We start from the raw sequence: 25,022 nt of genomic DNA, 5'->3' as shown, positions 1-25,022 counted from the left end.
GCTTGTCGCGCAGTTCCCCGCGCCCCCAGGAAAAGGTGGGCCCGGCCGACTTGCTTCGAGGGGCGCGGGGAACTGCGCGACAAGCCCCCACCGGCGCGCACGCCACGCTGGCACCGATCCACACAACACACATCTCACGTCATTTAGGTAAGTTCCGGACATGACCAAGGCCGGAACCACCCTCACCGCGGCCACGACCCCCACCTCCGCCGTCCGCCTCCCCCGGCGCCGCGGCATCGAGCTCGCCCTGATCGTGCTGGCCGTCCTGCTCTCCGTGTACGGCTACTGCGCGGTCGGCCTGGCGAAGACCGGCACCGTCCCGCCCGGCGCCGCGGGCTACGGCGCCGGCCTCGGCGTCCTCGCGCTCGTCGCCCATCTCGCCGTACGCCTGCGCGCGCCGTACGCGGACCCGCTGCCGCTCCCGATCGGCGTGCTGCTCAACGGACTGGGCCTGGTCCTGATCTACCGGCTGGACCTGGAGACCCCGGGCGACCGGGCGGCCCCCGCCCAACTCGTGTGGTCCACACTGGGCGTCGGCCTGTTCATCATGGTCGTGCTGATGCTGCGCGACCACCGCGTGCTCCAGCGCTACGCGTACGTCAGCGTGGCCGCCGCCCTCGTGCTGCTGCTCCTGCCGATCCTCTTCCCGGCCGTCAACGGCGCGCGGATCTGGATCCGGATCGCCGGATTCTCCATCCAGCCCGGCGAGTTCGCGAAGGTGCTGCTCGCGGTGTTCTTCGCCGCGTACCTCGCGGCGAACCGCAGCGCGCTCGCGTACGCCGGCCGCCGGGTGTGGTTCATGCAGTTCCCGACGGGCCGGGTGCTCGGCCCGATCGTCACCATCTGGCTGGTCAGCGTCGGGGTGCTGATCCTGGAGCGCGACCTGGGCACCTCGCTGCTCTTCTTCGGCCTGTTCGTGGTCATGCTGTACGTCGCCACCGGGCGCACCGGCTGGATCGCCGTCGGCCTGGTGCTCGCCGTGTTCGGCGCGGTCGCCGTGGGCCGGCTCGAACCGCATGTGCACGGCCGTATCGAGGACTGGCTGCACCCGTTCGCGTCGATCGAGGCGGGCCAGGGACCCAACCAACTCGCCCAGTCCCTCTTCGCGTTCGCGGCCGGCGGGATCCTCGGCGCCGGGCTCGGCCTCGGCCACTCCGTGCTGATCGGCTTCGCCGCGAAGTCGGACTTCATCCTGGCCACGGCGGGCGAGGAGCTGGGCCTCGCCGGGCTGTCCGCGATCTTCCTCCTCTACGGCCTGCTGGTCGAGCGCGGCTACCGGGCCGGCCTCGCCCTGCGCGACCCCTTCGCCCGGCTGCTCGCGGTCGGGCTCGCCTCGATCGTCGCCCTCCAGGTGTTCGTGATCGCGGGCGGGGTGACCGGGCTGATCCCGCTGACCGGCATGGCGATGCCGTTCCTCGCCCAGGGCGGCTCCTCGGTCGTCACCAACTGGGCGATCGTGGCCCTGCTGATCCGGGTGAGCGACTCGGCCCGCAGCCAGTACGACGGACGGGTGGCCCCATGAGCCGACGCCAGGGAACCGCCGCGTACGTCGGCCGGGCCCGCGCCTTCTGCGCCCTGCTGCTGCTCGCCCTGCTGGTCAACGCGGCCCGCGTCCAGGTCGTCCGGGGACGGGAGTACGACGACAGCCCCGCCAACCGCCGCGCCACGATCGCCCGTTACAGCCTGCCGCGCGGCGACATCCTGGTCGGCGGCGAGCCGGTCACCGGCTCCCGGGACAGCCGCGAGCAGCTGCGCTACGAACGCACCTACCGGGACGGCCCGTTGTACGCCCCGGTGACCGGCTTCGCCTCCCAGAAGTACGGCACCACGTTCCTGGAGCACGCCGAGGACGGGCTGCTCTCCGGCACCGACCCGATGCTGTCGCCGTTCCCGCTGTGGAACGACGTGAGCCGGTCCCGCAACCCCGGCGGGGACGTGGTGACGACCCTGGACCGGGCCGCCCAGGAGGCCGCCTACCGGGGGCTCGGCGGGCGCAAGGGCGCGGTGGCCGCGATCGATCCGGCGACCGGGCGGATCCTGGCCCTGGTCTCCACCCCGTCGTACGACCCCGCGGAGCTGTCCGGCAACAGCGAGGCGGTGACCTCGGCCTGGGCCCGGCTCAACGGCGACCCGGAGAAGCCGATGCTCAACCGGGCGGTACGGCAGACGTATCCGCCGGGGTCGACGTTCAAGGTGGTCACCGCGGCGGCCGCGCTGGACGCGGGCGTGATCACCGACCTGGACGCGCCGACCGACTCCCCCGACCCGTACCGGCTGCCCGGCACCACGACCCGGCTGACCAACGAGGGGGACGGCTGCGGGGACGCGTCGCTGCGGACGGCCTTCGAGTGGTCGTGCAACACGGTCTTCGCCAAACTGGGCGTGGACGTGGGGGTCGCGAACATGACGGCCACCGCCCAGGCCTTCGGCTTCAACGACACCCGGCTGCGCATCCCGTACTCCGCCGCGCCGAGCACCTTCGACACGACCGTGGACAAGGCGCAGCTGGCGCTGTCGTCGATCGGGCAGTACAACACCCGCGCCACGCCGCTTCAGATGGCGATGGTCGCCGCGGCGGTGGCCGACGGGGGGCTGGTGCGGCCGCCGTACCTGGTGGAGCGGACGGTGCGCGGCGGCGGCGAGACGGTGGCCACGGGGGGTTCCGGTCCGGCGCGGCAGGTGATGAGCCCCTCGACCGCGGTGCGGATGAAGGAGCTGATGGTGGACGTGGTGCGGGAGGGGACCGGCGCGAACGCGGCGATCCGCGGCGCCACGGTCGGCGGCAAGACCGGCACCGCGCAGCACGGCCTCGGCAACTCCGGGGTGCCGTACGCCTGGTTCGTGTCCTGGGCGCAGGCGGACGCCGACCTGGAGCCGAAGGTGGCGGTGGCGGTGGTGGTCGAGGACGCGGCGGCCGACCGCGGGGACATCAGCGGCGGCGGCGACGCGGCGCCGATCGCCAGGGCGGTGATGCGGGCGGTGCTCGGACACTGAGCGCGCCGTACCGGGGCGGGCCCGGGGTCAACAAGTCGTGCGCAAGGGATTGACGGCCTTGCTGACAGGCAGTCTCATAAGAGGCGGACGATGACGTACCCCGGGTAACAAGGTGAGGAAGCCATGACGACCCTGACGGAAGCCGACGCGGTCGACGGACTGCGGGACGCGCTCGGTCTGCTCAAGGACCGCGAGCAGGTGGCCGAACGGCTGCTCGTCTCCTCCGCGAAGCACTCCTTCGACCCGGACAGGGAACTGGACTGGGACGCGCCCTTCGAGGACGGCAAGTGGTTCTGGCCGCCGGAGCTGGTGTCGCTGTACGACACGCCCCTGTGGAAGCGGATGGGCGAGGAGCAGCGCATCCTGCTGTCGCAGCACGAGGCGGCGGCGCTGGCCTCGCTGGGCATCTGGTTCGAGCTGATCCTGATGCAGCTGCTGGTGCGGCACATCTACGACAAGTCGGCGACGAGCGCCCACGTGCGCTACGCGCTGACCGAGATCGAGGACGAGTGCCGGCACTCGAAGATGTTCGCGCGGCTGATCGAGCGCGGTGACGCGCCCTGGTACCCGGTGAGCCGGGCCCACCAGAACCTGGGGCGCCTGTTCAAGACCATCTCCACGACGCCCGGTTCCTTCACGGCCACCCTGCTCGGCGAGGAGGTCCTCGACTGGATGCAGCGGCTGACCTTCCCGGACGAGCGGGTGCAGCCGCTGATCCGCGGGGTCACGCGGATCCACGTGGTCGAGGAGGCCCGGCACGTGCGGTACGCCCGCGAGGAGCTGCGGCGGCAGATGCTGACGGCGCCGCGCTGGTCGCAGGAGTTCACCCGGGTCACCTCGGGCGAGTTCGCGCGGGTCTTCTCCGTCGCGTTCATCAATCCCGAGGTCTACACGAACGTGGGGCTGGACCGGCGGGAGGCGCTGGCCCAGGTGCAGGCGAGCGGGCACCGGCGGGAGGTCATGCAGTCGGGGTCGAAGAAGCTGACGGACTTCCTGGACGAGATCGGCGTGCTGCGCGGGGTGGGGCGGCGGCTGTGGAAGAGCTCGGGTCTGCTGGCCTGAGGTCCGGGTGCGGACGGGGGCCGGCGCACCGCTCAGGCCGCTCAGGCGGGCGGGGCGCCGAGGCCCTCGTCCGTCCCCCGCATCGCCGCCTCCGGGACGGCCGGGGGTGTGTAGCCGGTCAGCGGCCGGGCGTCCGGGTCCGGGCGTACCGCGCCGAGGATCGGGTTGGCCGCGATCGGGGAGACCTTGATCCTGGCGCCGGGGCGGGGGGCCTGGACCACCTGGCCGTGCCCCAGGTAGAGGGCCACGTGGGTGGCCTCGGGGAAGTAGACGACCAGGTCGCCGGGGCGGAGCCGGTCCAGGGGGACGTGCGGCAGGTCGGCCCACTGCTCCTGGCTGGTCCGCGGGATGGGCCGGCCGGCGTGGTCCCAGGCCTGCGAGGTCAGGCCCGAGCAGTCGTAGGCCCGCGGGCCCTGCGCGCCCCACTCGTACGGCTTGCCCAGCTGCCCGACCGCGTAGCGGACCGCGCGGTCGCCCTCCCGGGAGGGCGGCGGGGTGGTGGCGCTCAGCGCGCCGGAGGTGGTCAGCGCGCGCTGGGCGTCGGCCGTGTCGGCGCGTTCCCGGTCGGCGAGGGCGGTGAGCTGGTCCGGGGTGAGGGAGGCCAGCATCCGCTCCACGTCGCCCAGCCGGGCCTGAACGTCGTCGCGCTGCTTCCTCTGCTCCCCGGCGAGGGTGAGCTGGGTGTCGAGGGCCTTGCGGGCCTTGCGGGCCAGCCCGGCCCGCTCCTTCTCGTCACCGGCCAGCCGGCCGACGGTCCCGGCCCGGTCGCGCGCCAGCCGGCCGATGAGACGGCCCTCGTCGAGCGCGTGCTGCGGGTCGCGGGCGAGGAGCAGCCGTACGTACGGGGAGATGTCGGCGGTGCTGTTCTGGTACTGCTGCCTGGCCAGCCGGCCCGCCTCGGCCCTGCTGGTGTCCAGGGAGAGCCGGGCCCTGGCCAGCAGGCCGTCCAGCCGGGCCACCTCGGCGCGCTGCCGGCGCAGCCGCTCCTCGGTGGCGTTGTAGGTCTCGGTGGCCTGTTCGGCCTGCCGGTACAGCCGCTGGAGGTCCGTCAGCAGCTGGACCACCGGCCGCTGCGGGTCGGGGGCGGCGAGCGCGGGGGCGGGTGCGGCGAGCGCGGGGGCGGGTGCGAGGACGGCTTGGGCCGCCACCGCGGCCGTACAGGCCATACGCAGGAACCTTCCTGACACGTCATCACCTCCGGTGCGGGACGGTCCCTCCGTTCCGCACCGCGATAATCGGACATGCAGACATGATTCCCGCAGCAGGTGTGAGCGGTTCGGCGTAAGCCTGTCACCCCTGGGGGTCTCCGGGCTCCGGTTTGGTCCACGGCCACTTGGGCCGGTCCGCACCGCCCTTGCCCGCCGGGTCGTACACGTACTTCCAGCCCTGGTTCAGCCCCAGGCGCCTGCTCCGGCCGCGGGGGACGCGCCGGTAGTACAGGACGGTGGCCGGGCCGCCGTCCGGGTCCGGGACCGGGATGCGGTACGTCTTCGGGGGGTGGCCGGTCATGCCGAGCAGCACCGGCAGCACACGGCCGTCCAGGGGGCCGCCCTCGAAGGGGGTGTCCTGACTCTTCACGGCACCAGTCTCAGCCATCCACCGCGAGGGCGGCGACGAGGCCTGCCGTCTGCGGGTCGCGCTGCGCGGTCACGCTGAGCACGGCGACGAACTGGTCCACCAGCCAGTCGCGCAGTTCGTCGACGGGCGGCTGCTTGTCCTCGTCGAGCCAGATCAGCGAGGCCGCCTCCACCGCCGTGATCCACATGCGGACGGTCATCCGCAGCCGGGGGCCGGCGTCGGCGACCTCCAGGTGGCTGAGGATGTGCTGCGCGGCGGCCCGCCGTACGCCGTCCACGATCGCCGTGGTCCGCGAGGTCTCCACCACGCTGCCGCCCTGGAGCAGGGCGGTGAAGCCGGCGTCGTGCTGGTCGACGAAGGCGAGGTAGCGGTCGAGGGCCCGGGCCAGCCGGAGCAGCAGCGGGCCCTCCCGGGGCTCGTCGAAGCAGTGCTCCAGCTCCTCGGCGGCGGACCTGAGCGCGGCCTCGTAGAGCTGCTGCTTGCCGCCCGGGAAGTACCGGTACACCAGCGGACGGGAGACCCCGGCCGCCTCCGCCACGTCGTCGAGGGAGACCTCCTCGGGCGCGCGGTGCGCGAACAGGGAGAGAGCCGCGTCGAGCAGCTGGCTGCGCCGCTCCTCGACGCTCAGCCTGCGGTAGGCGGGGGTGGCGGCCTGGGGGGTCATGTGTGCAGGGTATGTGTTCGGCCGAGGGCGCCGCGATGGGGCGGCGGTCGGGTGCGGCGCCGTCGTGGCCGAGAACAGGCCTGATCAGACGGCGCCGGCCACCGAGGTCAGGTAGGCGCCGGTCTTCTCCGGGTCGTAGAAGAAGTTCTCGAAGTCGGAGGGGTCGTTGAAGGCGTTGGCGAAGCGGTCGGCCACCGGCTGGAGCTGGCCCGCGGCGCCGATCAGGTTGAGGATGTGCTCCGGCGGCGGGGCCAGCATCGCGTTCGTCCACTTGGTGACGTGCTGGGCCGTGTCCCAGTAGCGGTCGAAGGTCGCCTGCATCCAGGTCTCGTCGAACTCCCGCTCGCCGTGTTCGAGGATCGAGGCGAGGTAGGAGGCGGCGCACTTGGAGGCCGAGTTGGAGCCCTGGCCGGTGATCGGGTCGTTGGCGACGACCACGTCCGCGACGCCGAGGACCAGCCCGCCGCCGGGCAGGCGGCCGATCGGGTTGCGGACGGTGGGGGCGTAGCGGCCGGCGAGGGTGGCACCCGCGTCGGTCAGCTCGGCCTTGGTGGCCCGCGCGTGCTCCCAGGGCGTGTACCGCGCCATGAGTTCCAGGGTCAGGGAGAGGTGCTCCGAGGGGTCCTTGACGCCGTTGAAGACGTCCAGCGGGCCGCCGGGCACGCCCTCCCAGAAGAGGATGTCGGCCGGTCCCGAGGTGGTGAGGGTCGGCATCACGAAGAGCTCGCCGACGCCCGGGACCAGGTTGCAGCGGACCGCGTGGAAGTCCGGGTGCTCGGGGCGGGGGCCGAGCCCGTGCACGTAGGCGACGGCCAGCGCCCGCTGGGGCTCCGTGTAGGGCGAGCGGGAGGCGTCGCGGCCGAACATCGAGACGAGTTCGCCCTTGCCCGCCGAGACCAGGACCAGCTCGTAGGCGCGGGCGAAGTAGTCGAGGTCGCCGACCGCCGCGCCGTGGATGACCAGCTGGCCGCCGCGCTGGGCGAAGGTCTCCATCCAGCCGGCCATCTTCACGCGCTGGTCGACCGACTGCGCGTACCCGTCGAGCCTGCCCACCCAGTCGATGGCGCGGGCCGCGGGGCCCTCGCCCCAGGAGCCGGGGGCGGCGACCGAGACGCCGAGTCCCTCGATCTTCGGGGCCTGGGACTCCCAGAAGTTCAGCTGGAGATCGCGCTCGTGCTGCAGTGCCGTGTGGAACATGCACTGCGTCGACATGACCCGGCCGGAGCGGATCTCGTCCGAGGTCCGGTTCGACATCAGGGTGACCTCGTAGCCGTGCGACTGGAGGCCGAGGGCCAGCTGGAGACCGGACTGGCCGGCCCCCACGACGAGTATCTTCCGCATACGGGGACCGCTCTCCTACTCGGGGGTTTCGTCCAGCGCGTGGGCGACCAGGGACAGCAAGGTCTCGATCACCGACATACGACGGCGGGCGTCCATGATCATTACAGGGATGCGCGGCGGGATCGTCAATGCCTCGCGCACGTCCTCGGGGTCGAAGCCCTCGCTGCCGTCGAAGTGGTTGACCGCGACGACGTACGGCAGCCCGCAGCTCTCGAAGTAGTCGAGCGCCGGGAAGCAGTCCTTCAGGCGGCGGGTGTCGGCGAGCACGACCGCGCCGATCGCGCCGCGCACCAGGTCGTCCCACATGAACCAGAACCGCTGCTGGCCCGGCGTGCCGAACAGGTAGAGCACCAGGTCGTCGTCGAGCGTGATGCGCCCGAAGTCCATGGCCACGGTGGTGGTCAGCTTGCCGGGCGTGGCGGTGAGGTCGTCGGTTTCCGCGCTCGCCTCGGTCATCAGCGCCTCGGTCTGCAGAGGCATGATCTCCGAGGCGGCGGTGACCAGCGTGGTCTTGCCGACGCCGAAGCCGCCCGCCACGACTATCTTGGTCGCGACGGGGGCCCGGGAGCGGTCCGTCTGCCAGGACCGCAGGTGCTCCTCGTCCTCGAGGAGCGGGTCGACACCGGTGGCGTCAGAGACGGCGTAGTCCACTCAGCACCCTTTCCAGCAGAGCACGTTCCGGGCGGCCGACACCGTGCCCGGTACCGGTTCCGTACACTCGGATCTTTCCCTGGTCCGCGAGGTCGCTGAGCAGGACCCGGACCACACCGAGCGGCATCCTCAGCAGCGCGGCGATCTCGGCCACCGTGCGCATACGGCGGCACAGTTCGACGATGGCCCGCATCTCCGGCATGACCCGGGTGCTGAGGGAACCATTCGTCAGTTCCTTGCGCTCCTCCGGGGCCTCCAGCGCGGCCACGAAGGTCTCCACCAGGAGGACGTGACCGAAGCGGGTACGGCCGCCGGTGAGCGAGTAGGGGCGGACGCGGGCGGGCTTGCGGTCGCCGCCGCGTACCGGGAGGTTCGTCTTCTTCTTCGGCGCGCTGGTCATCGGCCGCTCCTCGTCGCGTCTTCCTCCAGGGATTTTCGAAGCTCGCTGCGGAGTTCGGGGGTCAGGACGTGGCCGGCGCGGCCGACGAAGAGCGCCATGTGGTACGCCACCACGCTCATGTCGCACTCCGCGCTGCCGTGCACGCCGAGCAGCGAGCCGTCGCTGATCGACATCACGAAGAGGCTGCCCTCGTCCATGGCGACCATCGTGTGCTTGACCGTGCCGGAGTCCATCAGCTTGGCGGCGCCGATGGTGAGGCTGCCGATGCCGGAGACGATGGTGGCGAGGTCGGCGGCGGAGCCGCGCGGGCCCCTGCGCTTCTCCTTGGTCTCGCGGGCCTCCTCGTTGCGGCCGGGGTCCGAGGAGAGCAGGAGCAGTCCGTCGGAGGAGACCACGGCCACCGACTGGATACCGGGCACCTCCTCGACGAGGTTGCTCAGCAGCCAGTGCAGGTTGCGGGCCTCACTGCTCAGTCCGAAGGTACTGGGCGCGGTCAACTGCTTGCCTCCTCGACTGTGCCCCCCGTGGCTTCTTCGGACACTGCTGTGCCGGATCCGGCCGGTGCGCTGCTCGGCACCTGGTTCTGCCCGGTCTGTTCGGCGATCTCCACCGCCACGTCACGGCGGCCGGCGTCGGCGCCGCTGCGGAATCCGCCGAGTCTGCGGCGCAGGGCCTCGGCGTCGATACCGCCGCCGCGCTGACGGGGCGGCGGGGCGGGCGCGGTGATCTTGGGGGTGCGTTTGGGGAGGCCCTTGCTGGTGACCTCGTCCGCGTCGTCCGCGAGGGTGTCACCGCCGGTACCGGGTGCGGGCAGGGCGCGCGCGTGCTCCGCGGCCGCGCCGTCGTCGTCCGCGGCGGGCTGCGGGCGGGTGGCGGGTTCCGCGTCCGCGGGGTGGGTCCGGCCCCCGGGGACGGCGGCGCCCGGCTGCTCCCCGGCCGGCCCGGACTGCGCGGCCGGCCCGGACTCCGCGGCCGGGTCCGGGAGCAGCAGCTCCATCGTCGTCTCGGCGAAGGTCTCCGCCGGGGCCTTCGGGCGGGCGGTGGGCTCGGGGTCCTGGGCCCTGGGCGGGGCGGACTGCTCGTGCGCGGGCTGTTCCCCGGCCTCGCGCACGGCCTTCTCGGCCAGCTGGACCAGCGGGTCGGCGGTGGCCGAACGGCCGGGCAGGACGTTGGAGTTGACCTCCGCGGCCGCGCCGGGCAGGGAGACGCCCTGGGCGCCGCCGGAGGCCGTGCCGTCCGACGGCACCGCCGCCGCGGGGGCCGAGGCCAGCAGTGGCTGGGGCAGGACGACGACCGCCGCCACCCCGCCCTGCTTCTGCTCGCGCAGCTGGACGCGGATGCCGTGGCGGTGGGCCAGGCGGGCCACCACGTACAGGCCGAGGCCGAGACCGTCCTCGCCCTCCTGGTCGTACGGCGACTCGGGGTCGAACTCGGCGAGGCGGCCGTTGAGGCGGACCAGCCGGTCGGCGGTCATGCCGATGCCCTCGTCCTGGACGGAGAGCATGACCTCGCCGCTCTCCAGCAGCCAGCCGGAGATCTCGACCGGTATGTCGGGCGGGGAGAACGAGCTGGCGTTCTCCATCAGTTCGGCGAGGACGTGGGAGAGGTCGTCGGCCGCGAAGCCCGCCACATGGGCGTGCGGCGGCAGGGAGGCGATGCGGACCCGTTCGTAGCGCTCGATCTCGCTGACCGCCGCCCGGACCACGTCCACCAGCGGGATCGGGCCCGCGTGCTGCTGGACGTGCTCGGTGCCGGCGAGGACCAGGAGGTTCTCGCTGTGCCGGCGCATGACCGTGGCGAAGTGGTCGAGCTTGAAGAGGGTCGCGAGGCGGTCGGGGTCCTGCTCGCGCTCCTCCAGGCCCTCGATGACGGCCAGCTGACGTTCCACCAGGCCCAGCGTGCGCAGCGCCAGGTTGACGAAGGTGCCGCCGATGCTGGTGCGCAGCCGCTCCAGCTGGGCGGAGGCGTCGGTGAGTTCGGAGCGCAGCTCCTCGCGGGCGTCGGCCATCTTCTGGCGCTGGCCGACCAGGTGCTTGCGGTCGGTCTCCAGGGTGGCGATGCGCTCGTGGAGCTCGACGGCGTGCGCGTGCAGGGCGTTGACCGAGCGGACGACCTGGGCGAACTCGTCGTTGCGGCCGGTGAAGGTGATGGGCTCCTCGGCGCGCGGGTCCTCGGCCCCGGCGAGCCGGGCCGAGCCGCGGCGGAGCACGGAGAGCGGCCGGGTGAGCGTGCGGGCCATCGCGGTGGCGACGCCGACGGCGACCAGCATCAGGACGCCGAGCACCGCGACCCGGATCTCCAGCGCGGTGACGTCGTCGTCGCGGAGCTGCGCGAGTTCCTTGGTGCGGCGGTCGTAGAGCGCGGACTCCGCGCCCCGCATCAGCTCGACCCGGGCGGAGAGCGCCGCGTCCAGCTTCTTGGTGCCGGTGGCGAGGTCGTCGTCGGACAGGACCGGCTGGTCGGTGAGGGCGGCCAGGTACTTCTCGGCGCTGTTGACGTCGCTGCCGGTGACCGTGGAGTCGTACGAGTCGACGGCCGGCTTGGGCGCGGTGTCGCGGAAGTCGGCGAGGGCCGCGTCGGCGCGCAGCCTGGCCTGCTGGGCGGCGGCGGTGAGCGCGTCGCGCCGCTTCTTGTCGGCGCCGGTGGTGGCGGTGCTGGTGACGGGCAGACCGGTGATCGGGCTGATCGTGGTCACGGTGGTGCTGGGGATGTTCAGGGCGGCGAGGAGCAGGCCCCGGGCGGCGGCGGACTGCTGGACGGCGGAGTCCAGTTCGGCCAGCGCGTAGGCGCCGGAGCCGGCCCTGGGGGGCATCTGCTCGGCCAGCTGCTCGGCGAGCCGGTGCAGTTCGCCGATCGTCTGCGAGTAGGCCTCGTGGGCTTCGATGGCCGTGCTCGTGCCCGTGAGCGCGGACCGGCGGACGGCGGCGATGCCGTCCAGGTCGGTGCGCAGCCAGCCGGGGATGCCGGTGTCGGCGCGCAGGTCCTCGACCTGGCGGTCGACCCGGGCGCCGCGGTCCTGCGAGGGCGCCTTGGACTTGGGGCGGCCCGCCGCGACGTAGGAGGTGACCTCGTCACGCTCGTCGGCGAGCGAGTTGGCCAGCACCAGCGCGTCCTGGGTGCGGGCGGCCAGGGTCGCCAGGTCCTGGGAGTCGCTCAACTGCCCGGAGGCGGTCAGCAGGGCGGGTGCTCCCGCTCCCGCGATCGCGGCGGCCACCACGGCCACGGCCACGATCAGGCGGGTCCGCACGTGCTTGGCCCGGCCGGTCCCGACGGGGGCCACGGCGCCCGTTTCGGAGGCCGTCTTCTTGCCTGTGCGCCGAGGCCGCGTCTTCTGCACCGGTGCTCGCATTCCTGAACTCGTGTGTCCAAGGGGTTGGGTGGCACCCCGTCATGGTTCCCGGCATTTCTTGCCAAGTGGTGCGTGCACCCGACGCATGCACCGATATGTCGGTCCCCGACCCTCCCAGCGCCGGTGGGCGGTGTCTCGCATCACCTGACCCGCCACTCGAAGGAGTGAACATCGGAGGGGAGTTGCCGGGCAAGTTCCTCCGGACTGTGCAGGGTCCTTTTCCGGCGGGCCGGTTGGACGCGGAGGGCAGGCTTTGGCAGGATTCGCCACCACGCCTTCCCGGAGTGCGCTATTCCAGCCCAAAACCGGCGCCTGACCTGCGAGACCGCCCGAATTGCCAGGCGGTTGCCAGCCTTTGGCGGAGATCGTGAAGAGGTCGTGCAGACTGGCCGAATGCGTACTGAAGTCGTTTCGGAGCCCGGCGCCCCCGACCGCCCCAACGAGGACTTCGCCGGTGTCGGACTTCCCGCCTCCGGGCAGGGGGGTTGCGTGATCGTCCTGGACGGGGTCACCCCGCCGGCGAACGGCGCCGGGTGTCTGCATTCCGTCCCCTGGTTCACCGCCCTGCTGGGCGGCGCGCTGACCGAACTGACCGTTTCCACACGAGATCTGACGCTGCCGGAGATCCTCGGCCGGGCGATCCGGCGCACAGCCGACGCACACTCCGAAACCTGTGACCTTTCTCACCCGCGCACGCCCCAGGCGACGGTCGTCCTGGCCCGCTGGTCCGAGGAGGCCGTGGAGTACCTGGTCCTGTCCGACTCCACGCTGCTGCTGCTCGCCCCCGACGGCACGGTCACCGCGGTGCTGGACGACCGGCTCGACCGGGTCCCCCGGGCCTGTCTGGCCTCGGACGCGATCGCCGACGCCACCGTCCGCAACAAGGAGGGCGGCTTCTTCACGGCCGCCGCGGACCCCTCGGTCGCCGCCCGCGCGGTGACCGGGACCGTGCCCCGGCGGGAGGTGCGCGCCCTGGCCGCGCTCACCGACGGGGCGACCCGCTGGACGGAGACGTTCCGCGAGGGCGACCGGCCGGCCCTCCTCGACGTCGTCCGCAAGGAGGGCGCGCGGGCGCTGGTGGACCGGGTGCGCGAGCTGGAGGAGGCCGACCGGGAGGAGCGGGCGTTCCTGCGGCGCGGCAAGACGCACGACGACGCGACCGTGGTCTACGTCGAGCTGTAGCGCCCCCGGCGGTGCCCGGGGGCGCGCGGGCCGCGGCTACTTCTCCATGACGCCGTTCAACTGGTGCAGCAGCCGGGCCAGTTCGGCGACCTCACGGCGGTCCCAGTGGGCGAGCTGGCTGACGTAGCGGCCGCGGCGGGCCTCGCGGACCCGGCCGACCCGGCGCCGGCCCTCCTCGGTGAGGGCGACCAGCCAGGCCCGTCCGTCGGCCGGGTCGGGCTCGCGGGCGATCAGGCCGAGCTCCTCCAGGGCGCGCAGCTGGCGGGACATGGTGGCCTTGCCGACGCCGATGTAGGCGGCCAGCTCGGTGGCGCGCCGGCCGCCGTACTCGTCGAGCCGGACGAGCAGCCCGTACGCGGCGGACTCCAGGTCGGGGTGGACCTCCCGGGCCATCTCCCCCTGGCTGGCCCGGGCGCGCCGCAGCAGGACCGTCAGCTCGCGCTCCAGAGCCAGGAACTCCTGGTCGGCGCCGCTCGGCGTCAACGCGGTGGCGGCACGCCGCTCGTCGCCCTGTTCGTCCTCGTGCACGTCAGTACCCCTGATCGGTTTCGCAGTCCTGAAAGTTTCCGTCAAACCCCGTCATCACCGAGACCGCCCAGTATTTCGCAGGCCCGGACCGGTGGCAGCCTCCGGACCCCCCTCCCGGCGTCTTCCGCGTCACGTGTCGTGTCGCACCGTGCCGGACCGGTCACCTCTGGCATATCTGACACATCGGGGACCCCACCTCACCCCACGGAGGAATGTCATGCCGTCACGCAGACCCACCCCCACGCTGCTGACCGCCCTGCTCACGGCCCTGCTCGTCACGCTCCCCCTGACCCCCGCCCACGCCGGCGCGTCCGTCCCGGACCGCGGCTCGGCGTACATGGGCATGGGCGTCGTGGCCCACGACGGCCGGGGCGGCACGCCCAAGGCCGCCGACGCCACCCAGACCGAGGGCGTCGACGTCGCCGGCTGGCAGGGCGACGTCGCCTGGGCGACGCTGCTGGCCGGCGGGGTCAGATGGGCGTACACGAAGGCCACGGAAGGCACGTACTACCGCAACCCCTACTTCGCCCAGCAGTACAACGGCTCCTACGACGTCGGCATGATCCGCGGCGCCTACCACTTCGCGACCCCGGACACCACGGGCGGCGCGGCCCAGGCCGACTACTTCGTCGACCACGGCGGCGGCTGGTCCCGGGACGGCCAGACCCTGCCCGGCGTGCTCGACATCGAGTGGAACCCGTACGGCGACGCCTGCTACGGCAAGTCGAAGAGCTCGATGGTCACCTGGATCACCGACTTCCTGAACCGGTACAAGGCGCGCACCGGCCGGAACGCCGTCATCTACACCGCCACCAGCTGGTGGACCGACTGCACCGGCAACCACGCCGGCTTCGCGGCCGCCAACCCGCTGTGGATCGCCCGGTACGCCTCCGAGGCGGGGACGCTGCCGGCCGGGTGGAAGGCGTACACCATGTGGCAGTACACGTCGTCGGGCCCGACGGTCGGCGACCACGACCGGTTCGACGGGACCCTGGACAAGGTCGTCGCACTCGCCAACGGCTGACGGACGGCCCGCGCGGGTCGAGGGCCCGGCCCCTCGCGGGACCGGGCCCTGTGTCCTCCGGCAGCTTCCGTCACGCCGCTGCCGGAACCTCCGGCGCCGCCCCGCTGACGGCGGGCGCGAGCGCCAGCTCCAGGACCTGGCGGACGTCGGTCACGGCGTGGACGTCGAGCTTGTCCAGCACCTCGGCCGGGACGTCGTCCAGGTCGGGTTCGTTGCGCTTGGGGATGACCACGGTGGTCACCCCGGCGCGGTGGGCGGCGAGCAGCTTCTGCTTCACGCCGCCGATCGGCAGCACCCGGCCGGTCAGCGAGACCTCGCCGGTCATCGCCACGTCCGTGCGGACCAGCCGCCCGGAGAGCAGCGACGCGAGGGCCGTGGTCATCGTGACACCGGCGCTCGGGCCGTCCTTGGGGACCGCGCCCGCCGGGAAGTGGATGTGCACGCCCCGGTCCTTCAGGTCGCCGACCGGGAGTTCCAGTTCGGCACCGTGCGAGCGCAGGAAGGACAGCGCGATCTGCGCGCTCTCCTTCATCACGTCGCCCAGCTGGCCGGTCAGGGTCAGTCCCGCCGCGCCCGTCTCCGGATCGGCCAGCGACGCCTCCACGAAGAGGACGTCACCGCCCGCTCCGGTGACCGCGAGGCCGGTGGCCACGCCCGGCACCGCCGTACGCCGCTCGGCCGGGTCCTGGGCGGACTCGGGCACGTGGTGCGGCCGGCCGATCAGGGCGCGCAGGTCCTCGTCCCTGACGGTGAACGGCAGCTCCCGGTCGCCGAGTTCGTGCTGGGCCGCGATCTTGCGCAGCAGCCGGGCGATCGACCGCTCCAGGGTGCGCACGCCCGCCTCGCGGGTGTACTCGCCGGCGAGCCTGCGCAGCGCGCTCTCGTCGAGCGTCACCTCGTCCCCGGCGAGGCCCGCCCGCTCCAGCTGGCGCGGGAGCAGGTGGTCACGGGCGATGACGACCTTCTCGTCCTCGGTGTAGCCGTCGAGGCGGACCAGCTCCATACGGTCGAGCAGGGCCTCCGGAATGGCTTCCAGCACGTTCGCCGTGGCGAGGAACACCACGTCGCTCAGGTCGAGCTCGACCTCCAGGTAGTGGTCGCGGAAGGTGTGGTTCTGCGCCGGGTCGAGGACTTCGAGCAGGGCGGCCGCCGGGTCGCCCCGGAAGTCGGACCCCACCTTGTCGATCTCGTCCAGCAGGACGACCGGGTTCATCGAGCCGGCCTCCTTGACCGCCCGCACGATCCGGCCGGGCAGCGCGCCGACGTACGTACGGCGGTGGCCGCGGATCTCCGCCTCGTCCCGCACCCCGCCGAGGGCGACGCGGACGAACCTGCGCCCCATCGCGTGCGCGACGGACTCGCCGAGCGAGGTCTTGCCGACGCCGGGCGGGCCGACCAGGGCCAGCACGGCACCGCCGCGGCGCCCGCCGATGACCCCGAGGCCCCGGTCGCTGCGGCGCTTGCGCACCGCCAGGTACTCGGTGATCCGCTCCTTCACGTCCTCCAGGCCGGCGTGCTCGGCGTCCAGGACCGCCTTGGCGCCCTGGATGTCGTACGCGTCCTCGGTGCGCTCGTTCCACGGCAGTTCCAGCACCGTGTCCAGCCAGGTGCGGATCCACGAGCCCTCGGGCGACTGGTCGCTGGACCGCTCCAGCTTGTCGACCTCCTTGAGGGCGGCCTCGCGGACCTTCTCGGGCAGGTCGGCGGCCTCCACGCGGGCGCGGTAGTCGTCGGACTCCTCGCCGTCGCTCTTCTCGCCGTTCAGCTCGCGCAGTTCCTTGCGGACGGCTTCCAGCTGGCGGCGGAGCAGGAACTCGCGCTGCTGCTTGTCGACGCCCTCCTGGACGTCCTTGGCGATGGTCTCGGCCACGTCCTGCTCGGCGAGGTGGTCGCGGAGCTGCTGGGTGGCGAGCCCGAGGCGGGCGACCGCGTCGACGGTCTCCAGGAGCTCGACCTTCTGGTCGGTGGTCAGGAAGGGTGAGTAGCCGGAGTTGTCGGCGAGCTGGGACACGTCGTCGATGGCCTGGACGCGGTCCACGACCTGCCAGGCGCCGCGCTTGCGCAGCCAGGCGGTGGCCAGGGCCTTGTACTCCTTGACCAGTTCGGTGACATGGCCGGGCAGCGGCTCCGGGACGTTCTCGTCGATGCGGGTTCCCTCGACCCACAGGGCGGCGCCGGGGCCGGTCGTGCCGGCGCCGATGCGGACGCGGTAGCGGCCGCGGATCAGCGCGCCGGGGTCGCCGTCGGCGAGGCGGCCGACCTGCTCCACGGTGCCGAGCACGCCGGTGCCCGGGTAGGCCCCGTCGACCCTTGGCACCAGCAGCACCCTGGGCTTGCCGGGCTCGTTGCGGGCGGCGGCCTGCGCGGCCTCCACGGCGGCGCGCACATCGGGATCCTTCAGGTCCAGCGGGACCACCATCCCGGGCAGCACGACCTCGTCGTCGAGCGGCAGCACAGGCAGGGTGAGTGATGCGGACGTCGAAGCCATGATCTCCCCTTCGGCAGTCAACTTGAGCTATGCCGACTCAATGTCGAAGCCCCCCGGAATGTTCCCACCCCCGTGTTCGCTGTCAGCGATCCCCACCTGACCTGGCCAAACAGGGGCGTGCAGGCGAGAACAGCGGGGGGTGAGGGCACATTCCCTTCGACCCCGGGGGCGTCCTCACGGGGGGTGGGCATCTCCGCCGCCACGGCGCCCAGCCCCCAACGGCGCAGCCCGGCGGCGCCGAGCCCGCGGGGCGGGCCGCCGTTGCGTGGTGCGGGTGCGTCGCGGCTGGGCGCGTGGGCCCTCGCGCCCCTTCCGCGGCCGATCCGGGCGTGGGGCGCGGGCGGTGGGGTGGGAAAAGGTGTGGGGCGGTGACCGTATGGTGGGGTGCCGGGATTCCCCGAAGGCATTGCCATGACTCCGCAAGGCCACCGCTACATCACTGCAACGCAACTCACAGGAAAGCAACCGAAACTGCCAGCTGGTTCACAGTGAACGGGGTGCGCAAACGGGGACTTGGGGGGATTCATGGGTGAGAAACCGATGCGTGGGCCGGGACGGCGGGCGGTACTCACCGGCGCGGCCGTGGTCGCGGCAGGCGCGGCCGTCCCACTGGCCGTACGCGCCGCGGACGACACCGACCACGGCACCCCCACCCCCGGCCGCACCGCCTCCGCCGCCCCCGTCGCGAGCCGCCCGCCCGCCTCCCCCCTCCCCCGCACCGACCCGCGCCCGAACATCCTCTTCGTCCTCACCGACGACCAGCCCAAGGAGACGGACTGGGCGGTCCGCCGCACCGCCGACTGGCTGGGCGGACAGGGCGTGACCTTCGCCCGCGCGCACGCCAACACCCCGCTCTGCGCGCCCTCCAGGTCCACGATCATGTCGGGGCGCTACGCCCACAACCACGGCGTCCTCGACACCCGCCACCCCTACCACCTGGACCAGCACACCACCGTCCAGCGCCAGTTGCACGAGGCCGGCTACCGCACCGGCCTGTTCGGCAAGTACCTCAACTTCTGGCACACCGGCGACAACCCGCCCCACTTCGACGAGTGGCTCCTCCAGGAACCCGTGGCGTACTACGACGGCCACTACAACGACAACGGCACGGTCCGGAACATCCCCGGCTACAACACCACCGTCATCCGCGACCGCACCCTCGCCTTCATCGAGCGGTCCCGCACCGACACCCGGCCCTGGTTCGCGTACGTCGCCACCCGCAGCGCGCACGAACTCAACATCCCGGAGCGGAAGTACGCCCGCACGAGCGTCCCGGACTGGCCCGGCCGCCCCTCCGTGTTCGAGAGCGACAAGAGCGACAAGCCGCCGTTCCTCCGGAAGTCCGAGCACACCTACGCCCAGGGCAGGGCGCTGCGCACCCGCCAGTTGCGCACGCTGCTCTCGGTGGACGACGCGATGCAGGACTTCCACGACAAGCTGCGGGAGCTGGGCCAGCTGGAGAACACCCTCGTGGTGTACACCAGCGACCACGGGCTGTGCTGGGCGGACCACGGCTGGCTGCGCAAGTCGGTGCCGTACCGGCCGAGTCTGGAGGTGCCGTTCTGGCTGTCCTGGCCGGCGCACGGCCTCGGCGGGGGCACCGTCGACGACCGTCTCACCGGCCATGTCGACATCGCCCCGACCTTCCTGGACGCGGCCCGCGTCACCCCGGACACCCCGCACGACGGCCACTCGCTGCTCGACGCCCGCAACGACCGCGAACAACTGCTCGCCGAGTGGTGGTGGAACCGGCAGGACCAGGAGCCGATCCACACCTGGGCCACCCACATCGGCAGGACCACGCAGTACACGGAGTACTACCGCACCCGCCTCGACAACCGGGGCCGCCCCACCCAGGGCGACGGCGCCGTCCTCTTCCGCGAGCTGTACGACCTGAGGAACGACCCCTACCAGCTGACCAACCGGCTCCACGGCGCGACCGCCGGGCAGGAACGTGCCCTGGGCGCAGCCGGGTTGGCGAAGGGTCTGGCGGCGGCGCGCGCCGCCTGAGCCGCTACCGCCGCGCGGGCGTCCGGCCGGCGCCGCCGGGGTGACGGTCGGCGCGCCAACGGCGCACCGCCGGCCAGAGCGCCGTGCCGACGGCCAGGGAGATCAGGTGGCCCCAGTCGGTCATCGGGTCCCGGAAGGCGATCAGGTCCGCGAGCAGGCCGGAGCCGACCAGTGCGAGCAGGGGCCAGCGCAGCCAGGGGGCGAGCAGGCCGCAGAGCGCGCCGATGCTGGCGGCGACGCCGAAGCTGATGCCGTAGTCGAGGCGGTGCAGCGAGGTGCCGGGGAGGTGGCCGGCCAGGACCGCGAGGCCGACCGGGACCTCGGTCGCGAGGGTGGCCAGGACGTGGCCCGCCAGGAAGACGCAGATCGCGCGGGCGCCGCCTATCCGCCGTTCCAGCGCGGTCAGCACCAGCACGAAGGCGAGCGCGTACGGGGACAGCAGCCCCCCGGCGATCCACAGCGCGCTGGCCAGCAGGACGAAGACCGGGGTGCGCACGAGGTGGGCGACGTCGGTGCTGGAGTCCTGGTGGACCGCGTCGAGCAGGGCGGGGCTGGCGTAGACGGCGAAGAGCGAGGTGAGGGCGAGGAGCGCCGTGTAGGCGAAGGTGACGGGGGTGCCGGCGGGGCTGGGGAGCAACCGCCAGGGGCGCAGCCGGCGGACCGGGGCGGCGCGCCGTACGGCGGACGCGGCGGCGGGGACCCGCTGGCGGGGCATGCCCTCCAGGAGGGCGGGGCCGGGAAGGGGCGGGGCCTGGGTGACGTCGGCCGTCGCGGCGGGTTCCACGGTGGGGCGCTCCTTCCGTTCCCGCCCAGCCTTCGGCTCCGCGGGCGCCGCTGTCTATGACCGACGCCACCGCAGAGCCGATTCACAGCAAGCTCTCATCCTTGTGGCGCGCCCCGGCTCCCCTGCCTCAGATCCCCTCCGGCAGCCCCGTCCCGGCCACCGTGATCGCGCGCAGCAGCCGGTCGGCGTAGCGGTGGAAGGCCGTGACCATGTCGAAGCCGCCCGGGTCGAGCACGTACTGGATCTGGAGGCCGTCCATCACGGCCGCCGTCTCCTCCGAGACCGCGACGACGTCCGTGCCGGGCCGCAGCTCGCCGCTGTCGACCGCGCGGCCCAGGGAGTCCGACATGGTGCCGACGAGCTCCGCGTACCGGCGGACGAAGTACGCGTGGGCCGGGTGGCACCGGTCGCCCGCCTCGGCGGCGAGGACGTTGAACATCCGGGTGCGGCCGAGCCGTTCGGCGTTGTACCGGGTGAGCCGGAGCAGCCCCGCGTAGCAGTCCGCGGCCGAGGCGTGCCGTTCGGCGAGGAACCTCCTCTTGTCCTGCTCCTCGGTCCGCTCCAGGACCTGCACCAGCAGGTCCTCCTTGCTGCGGAAGTGGTGCAGCAGGCCGCCCTGGGTGATCCCGACGTCCTTGGCGATGCGGGCCAGCGAGGAGGCGTGGAAGCCCCACTGGGCGAAGTGCTCGACGGCGGCCTCCAGGATGCGCGAGCGGCGCTCGTCGCCCACGGCGTACGTGCCGCGGCCGCCCGTTCCTCTGGCTGCCCTGTGCGTCTGATGCGACTGCTCCATGCCTGTCACCCTAAACACCCTTCCGCGCGCACTCTCCTGCCGCCGCCACAGCCTGGCCACAGCTCGCTCCAGGGTGCGTCGGTTGCCATGGGTTACACGAGTAAGCGAACCCTTCTTTCAAGCCGTGCGCAGCGTGATTCTGGCCACGTGAGCAAAACCTAGTACCTACTCGGTTTTACTGCTTCCCTGGTCGAGCCGGTGCGGCGAAGAGGCCGCCCCCGTCCCCCATGGAGAGTCGCCCATGGCCCTCAGCCAAGACGCGCCGCTCGACGAGACGTCCGCTCCGTCCGTCGAGACCCCCACGCCGTCCGCCCCCGCCAAGCTGGTGTTCGGACTCGTGTTCGCCCAGTTCGGCGTGTACCTCGCCGTTCTCACCCCGGTGATGGTCACCCTCGCCCTACGGGTCGCCCAGATCGTGCCGGAGGCCGACCGCGGCACCGCGCTCGGTCAGGTGCTGTCCGTCGGCGCCCTGCTCGCGATGATCGGCAACCCGGTCTTCGGCGCCCTGTCCGACCGCACCACCAGCCGCTTCGGCCGCCGCCGCCCCTGGCTGCTGGGCGGCATGCTGGCCGGCTTCGCCGGTCTGCTGGTGGTGGCCTTCGGCAGCAGCGTCCCGGTGCTGATGTTCGGCTGGGCGGTCGCCCAGCTCGGCGTCAACGCCTCCCTCGCCGTGCTCACCGCGTCCGTCCCGGACCTCATCCCGCCGCACCAGCAGGCCCGGGTCTCCGGCCTGGTCGGCAGCATGATCTCGGTGTCGATGGTCGGCGGCTCGGCGCTGGCCCAGCTGTTCAGCGGCTCGCTCGCCCTGGCCTTCCTGGTGCCCGGCCTGATCGGCATCGGCTCGGTCGGCTACCTGGCCGCCGTGATGAAGGACCGCCCGGCCCGCCCTGGCTCCTTCCCGCGCTACTCCCTGCGGGAGTTCCTGCGCAGCTTCTGGGTCGACCCGCGCCGGCACCCCGACTTCGCGTGGAACTTCGCCGGCCGCTTCCTGGTCTTCACCGGCGCCGCCTGCGTCACCAGCTACCAGGTCTACTTCCTGATGGACCGCCTCGGCTACGACGAGGACCAGGTCACCGGCAAGGTCCTGGTCGGCACCCTGGCGATGGTCGTCGCGACGATCCTCGGCTCCCTCGTCGGCGGCCTGCTCTCCGACCGCTCCGGCCGCCGCAAGCCGTACGTCCTCGGCTCCTCGCTGGTGATGGCCGTCAGCCTGGCGATGATCGCCTCCGCGCAGAACTTCGGGATGTACGTCGCCGCGCTCGTCGTCTTCGGTCTCGGCGAGGGCCTCTACCTCTCGGTCGACCTGGCGCTGGCCGCGGCCGTGCTGCCCAACCCCGAGGAGTCCGCGAAGGACATGGGCGTGCTGAACATCGGCAACGCCCTCCCCCAGTCGCTGGTCCCGATCATCGCCCCGGCGCTGCTCGCGATCGGGGGCGGCGGCAACTACGGCGCGCTGTTCCTGTTCGGCGCGATCGCCGCGGTGCTGGGCGCGCTCGCCGTCCAGTTCGTCCGCTCGGTGAAGTGAGACCCGCGGGTCGCGACGGCGCGTCGCGACCCGCGGTGAACCCCCCCAAGGCAAGGAAGTCAGTCGAGGATGACCACCCCCGCGTACCGTGATCCGAACCGGCCCGTCGACGAGCGCGTCGAGGACCTGCTGTCCCGTATGACACTGGAGGAGAAGGCAGGCCAGCTCTTCCACACCATGCTCGCCATGGGCCCGGGCGGCACCTTGGCCGAGGAGGCCGGCTCGTTCCTGCGGTACGGCACCACCGATCTGGTCGCCGACCGGCATCTGAGCCACTTCAACCTGGTCGGCCAGGGCAGCGCCCGCGAGATGGCCGAGTGGGTCAACCGGGTCCAGGAGCTGGCCGCCGGCACCCGGCTCGGCATCCCGGCCACCCTCTCCACCGACCCGCGCCACGCCTTCACCGACAACCCGGGCGCCTCCTTCCTGGCCGGTGACTTCTCGGCCTGGCCGGAGCCGCTGGGCCTGGCCGCGATCGGCGACCCGGAGCTGGTGGAGCGGTTCGCGGACACCGTGCGCCGGGAGTACCTGTCGGTCGGCTTCCGGGTCGCCCTGCACCCGCAGATCGACCTGGCCACCGAGCCGCGCTGGTCCCGCCAGTCGGGCACCTTCGGCTCGGACGCCGCGCTGACCGCCGAGCTGGTGCGGGCGTACGTCCGCGGCCTCCAGGGACCGGTGCTCGGCCCGGAGTCGGTGGCCGCGATGGTCAAGCACTTCCCGGGCGGCGGTGCCCAGAAGGACGGCGAGGACCCGCACTTCCCCTACGGGAAGGAGCAGGTGTACCCGGGCGGGATGCGCGAGCACCACCTGGCGCCGTTCGCCGCCGCGGTCGAGGCCGGCTGCTCGCAGATGATGCCGTACTACGGGCAGCCGGTCGGCACCGACTGGGAGGAGGTCGGCTTCGGCTTCAACAAGGACGTGCTGACCGGCCTGCTGCGCGAGCGCCTCGGCTTCGAGGGGATCGTCTGCACGGACTGGGGTCTGCTCACCGACGCCGAGATCATGGGCGAGCCGGCCGAGGCGCGGGCCTGGGGCGTGGAGCACCTGAGCGTGGCCGAGCGCGCGGCCAAGGCGCTGGACGCGGGCACGGACCAGTTCGGCGGCGAACAGTGCCCCGAGGTGATCGTGGAGCTGGTCCGCTCCGGCCGGATCACCGAGGAGCGGATCGACACCTCCGTACGGCGGGTGCTGCGCGAGAAGTTCGCGCTCGGCCTCTTCGAGAACCCGTACGCCGATCCGGACCGGGCCGCCGGGACGGTCGGCGCGCGCGAGTTCACCGCGCTCGGCGAGGCGGCCCAGCGCCGCTCGCTGACCGTGCTGGCCGACCGGGAGCTGCTGCCGCTCTCCGGCCGCCCGAACCTGTACGTGCGGGGGGTCGGCGAGCAGACCGCGTCGCAGTACGGCAACGTCGTCGCCGACCCGGCCGACGCGGACGTGGCGGTGCTGCGGCTGCGGACCCCGTACGAACAGCGCCCCGGCGCCTTCGAGTCGTTCTTCCACGCGGGCTCGCTCGCCTACCCCGAGGACGAGCTGAAGGAGATCCTGGGGCTGCTGGAGACGGTGCCGACGCTGGTCTGCGTGACCCTGGAGCGGCCCGCGGTCCTGCCGGAGATCGCCGAGCGGGCCGCGGCCCTGCTGGCCGACTTCGGCGCCTCGGACGCGGCCCTGCTCGACGTCGCCTTCGGGCGGGCCCGGGCCGAGGGCCGGCTGCCGTTCGAACTGCCCAGGTCGATGGCCGCGGTCGAGGCCTCCCGCCCCGACGTGCCCAACGACACCGAGGACCCGGTCTTCCCCTACGGGCACGGCCTGGACCTCTGAGAGCGCGGGGCGCCCGACCGCCCCGCTCCGTCCGGGGCCCGGTCCGTGGGGGGCCGGGTCCCGGGACACCCGCTCGCCCTTCGAACGGGCGGTGGTCGCGACGTCCTCGATTCCCGTGGCCGAGAGCCCGGGTTGGTGCAGGATGAAGCCATGACCGCCTGCGACGAAACCCCCGTGGTCCTGGACCGGCGTGACGGCCCGTACGGGGAGGTGGTGCTGCGCAGGCACGGCGAGTTGCTCCAGATCATCGCCAACGGCTGCTTCCTGATGGACACCTCGGACGGCCGCTCGGAGCGGCTGCTGGTGGACGCCGCGTACCGGGCCCTGGACGGGCGGGCGGAGCCGGCGGTGCTGATCGGCGGGCTGGGGGTGGGGTTCTCGCTCGCACACGCCGCGGCCGATCCCCGCTGGGGACGGATCACGGTCGTCGAGCGGGAGCCGGCGGTCGTCGGCTGGCACCGGGACGGCGGGCCGCTGTCCGCGCTGTCCGCGGCCGCGTTCGCCGATCCGCGCACGGCGATCGTGGAAGCGGACCTCGTGGGACACCTAGATGAGACGTGCGACACGTTCGACGCGTTGTGCCTGGACATCGACAACGGGCCGGGCTGGACCGTCGACGAGGACAACGAGGGTCTCTACTCGCCGGCCGGACTCACAAGCTGTGCAAGGGTGTTGAGACCGGGCGGGGTACTGGCCGTATGGTCGGCGCAACCGTCGGCGGAATTCGAGGGATCCTTGTGGAATGCCGGGTTCCAGCGGGTGCGTACCGAAGAGATCCCGGTTGCCCGGGGCGTTCCGGACGTCGTGCACCTTGCCGTCCGCCCTGGATAG

The 25,022-nt window shown here is 72.7% G+C and carries 21 protein-coding genes; 9 read left to right on the top strand and 12 right to left on the bottom strand.

The features are described from left to right. Positions 1 to 160: 160 nt before the first annotated feature. The 3 genes from ACZ619_RS17580 to ACZ619_RS17570 all read left to right on the top strand — a co-directional run bounded on the left by ACZ619_RS17580 (position 161) and on the right by ACZ619_RS17570 (position 4,056). Positions 161 to 1,522, top strand: coding sequence for an FtsW/RodA/SpoVE family cell cycle protein (locus ACZ619_RS17580; protein WP_469599520.1), 1,362 nt, complete (start codon positions 161 to 163; stop codon positions 1,520 to 1,522). After that, positions 1,519 to 2,994: a penicillin-binding transpeptidase domain-containing protein gene (locus ACZ619_RS17575; protein WP_469599518.1), complete on the top strand. Its 1,476-nt coding sequence runs from the start codon at positions 1,519 to 1,521 to the stop codon at positions 2,992 to 2,994. Before ACZ619_RS17580 ends, ACZ619_RS17575 begins: the two co-directional genes overlap by 4 nt. 123 nt (positions 2,995 to 3,117) lie before the next feature. Next, positions 3,118 to 4,056 carry an AurF N-oxygenase family protein gene (locus ACZ619_RS17570; RefSeq protein WP_469599516.1) on the top strand — a complete coding sequence of 313 codons (939 nt, stop codon included), beginning with the start codon at positions 3,118 to 3,120 and terminating at the stop codon, positions 4,054 to 4,056. A 41-nt stretch (positions 4,057 to 4,097) separates the two neighbouring features. Here the strand turns inward: ACZ619_RS17570 and ACZ619_RS17565 are convergent, their stop codons facing one another. The 8 genes from ACZ619_RS17565 to ACZ619_RS17530 form a co-directional block, all read right to left on the bottom strand. Further along, on the bottom strand, positions 4,098 to 5,243 hold the full coding sequence (locus tag ACZ619_RS17565; protein ID WP_469599514.1) for a C40 family peptidase: 1,146 nt from the start codon (positions 5,241 to 5,243) through the stop codon (positions 4,098 to 4,100). Positions 5,244 to 5,346: 103 nt separating this feature from the next. Next, complete coding sequence (locus ACZ619_RS17560) at positions 5,347 to 5,634, bottom strand: hypothetical protein (protein ID WP_469599512.1); 288 nt, start codon at positions 5,632 to 5,634, stop codon at positions 5,347 to 5,349. Between the two features lie 10 nt (positions 5,635 to 5,644). After that, positions 5,645 to 6,298, bottom strand: a complete 654-nt coding sequence (locus tag ACZ619_RS17555; protein ID WP_469599510.1) for a TetR/AcrR family transcriptional regulator — start codon at positions 6,296 to 6,298, stop codon at positions 5,645 to 5,647. An 84-nt stretch (positions 6,299 to 6,382) separates the two neighbouring features. Next, entirely contained in the window at positions 6,383 to 7,639 is a 1,257-nt protein-coding gene (locus ACZ619_RS17550) for a styrene monooxygenase/indole monooxygenase family protein (protein WP_469599508.1), read from the bottom strand. 15 nt (positions 7,640 to 7,654) lie between these two features. Next, positions 7,655 to 8,290, bottom strand: coding sequence for a GTP-binding protein (locus ACZ619_RS17545; RefSeq protein ID WP_469599506.1), 636 nt, complete (start codon positions 8,288 to 8,290; stop codon positions 7,655 to 7,657). Then, positions 8,271 to 8,690, bottom strand: coding sequence for a DUF742 domain-containing protein (locus ACZ619_RS17540; RefSeq protein WP_469599504.1), 420 nt, complete (start codon positions 8,688 to 8,690; stop codon positions 8,271 to 8,273). The genes ACZ619_RS17545 and ACZ619_RS17540 overlap by 20 nt, the downstream gene beginning before the upstream one ends. Then, positions 8,687 to 9,187, bottom strand: coding sequence for a roadblock/LC7 domain-containing protein (locus ACZ619_RS17535; RefSeq protein ID WP_469599502.1), 501 nt, complete (start codon positions 9,185 to 9,187; stop codon positions 8,687 to 8,689). The genes ACZ619_RS17540 and ACZ619_RS17535 overlap by 4 nt, the downstream gene beginning before the upstream one ends. Next, the gene (locus ACZ619_RS17530; protein ID WP_469599500.1) at positions 9,184 to 12,027 is read right to left on the bottom strand and encodes a sensor histidine kinase; all 2,844 of its coding nucleotides are present in this window, start codon (positions 12,025 to 12,027) and stop codon (positions 9,184 to 9,186) included. Before ACZ619_RS17530 ends, ACZ619_RS17535 begins: the two co-directional genes overlap by 4 nt. A gap of 405 nt (positions 12,028 to 12,432) precedes the next feature. Here ACZ619_RS17530 and ACZ619_RS17525 point away from each other — a divergent pair, with 405 nt between their 5' ends. Next, a complete protein-coding gene (locus ACZ619_RS17525; RefSeq protein WP_469599498.1) occupies positions 12,433 to 13,221 on the top strand; it encodes a hypothetical protein in 789 nt (262 codons plus the stop codon). Positions 13,222 to 13,257: 36 nt separating this feature from the next. Here the strand turns inward: ACZ619_RS17525 and ACZ619_RS17520 are convergent, their stop codons facing one another. Further along, positions 13,258 to 13,749 (bottom strand): MarR family winged helix-turn-helix transcriptional regulator, encoded by a 492-nt coding sequence (locus ACZ619_RS17520; protein ID WP_469599496.1) that lies wholly within the window; start codon positions 13,747 to 13,749, stop codon positions 13,258 to 13,260. A gap of 217 nt (positions 13,750 to 13,966) precedes the next feature. Here ACZ619_RS17520 and ACZ619_RS17515 point away from each other — a divergent pair, with 217 nt between their 5' ends. Continuing rightward, entirely contained in the window at positions 13,967 to 14,773 is an 807-nt protein-coding gene (locus ACZ619_RS17515) for a lysozyme (RefSeq protein ID WP_469599494.1), read from the top strand. Between the two features lie 70 nt (positions 14,774 to 14,843). On the opposite strand, the gene lon is transcribed toward ACZ619_RS17515, so the two are convergent. Further along, the gene (lon, locus tag ACZ619_RS17510) at positions 14,844 to 17,261 is read right to left on the bottom strand and encodes an endopeptidase La (RefSeq protein WP_469599492.1); all 2,418 of its coding nucleotides are present in this window, start codon (positions 17,259 to 17,261) and stop codon (positions 14,844 to 14,846) included. 525 nt (positions 17,262 to 17,786) lie between these two features. Here lon and ACZ619_RS17505 point away from each other — a divergent pair. Beyond that, the gene (locus ACZ619_RS17505; protein WP_469599490.1) at positions 17,787 to 19,271 is read left to right on the top strand and encodes a sulfatase family protein; all 1,485 of its coding nucleotides are present in this window, start codon (positions 17,787 to 17,789) and stop codon (positions 19,269 to 19,271) included. Between the two features lie 4 nt (positions 19,272 to 19,275). On the opposite strand, the gene ACZ619_RS17500 is transcribed toward ACZ619_RS17505, so the two are convergent. Next, the gene (locus ACZ619_RS17500) at positions 19,276 to 20,055 is read right to left on the bottom strand and encodes a rhomboid-like protein (RefSeq protein ID WP_469599488.1); all 780 of its coding nucleotides are present in this window, start codon (positions 20,053 to 20,055) and stop codon (positions 19,276 to 19,278) included. Positions 20,056 to 20,182: 127 nt separating this feature from the next. Next, positions 20,183 to 20,848: a TetR/AcrR family transcriptional regulator gene (locus ACZ619_RS17495; protein ID WP_469599486.1), complete on the bottom strand. Its 666-nt coding sequence runs from the start codon at positions 20,846 to 20,848 to the stop codon at positions 20,183 to 20,185. A gap of 241 nt (positions 20,849 to 21,089) precedes the next feature. Between ACZ619_RS17495 and ACZ619_RS17490 the strand changes: the two genes are divergently transcribed. The 3 genes from ACZ619_RS17490 (at position 21,090) to ACZ619_RS17480 (ending at position 25,022) form a co-directional block, all read left to right on the top strand. Then, positions 21,090 to 22,373 (top strand): MFS transporter, encoded by a 1,284-nt coding sequence (locus ACZ619_RS17490; protein ID WP_469599484.1) that lies wholly within the window; start codon positions 21,090 to 21,092, stop codon positions 22,371 to 22,373. A gap of 69 nt (positions 22,374 to 22,442) precedes the next feature. Further along, complete coding sequence (locus tag ACZ619_RS17485; protein ID WP_469599482.1) at positions 22,443 to 24,191, top strand: glycoside hydrolase family 3 protein; 1,749 nt, start codon at positions 22,443 to 22,445, stop codon at positions 24,189 to 24,191. A 150-nt stretch (positions 24,192 to 24,341) separates the two neighbouring features. Further along, positions 24,342 to 25,022, top strand: a complete 681-nt coding sequence (locus ACZ619_RS17480; RefSeq protein WP_469599480.1) for a spermidine synthase family protein — start codon at positions 24,342 to 24,344, stop codon at positions 25,020 to 25,022.

This window comes from Streptomyces sp. NPDC104367 (assembly GCF_055583825.1).
The sequence above is the reverse complement of the archived record's forward strand: the minus strand, read 5'-3'. Positions and strand labels throughout refer to the sequence as shown.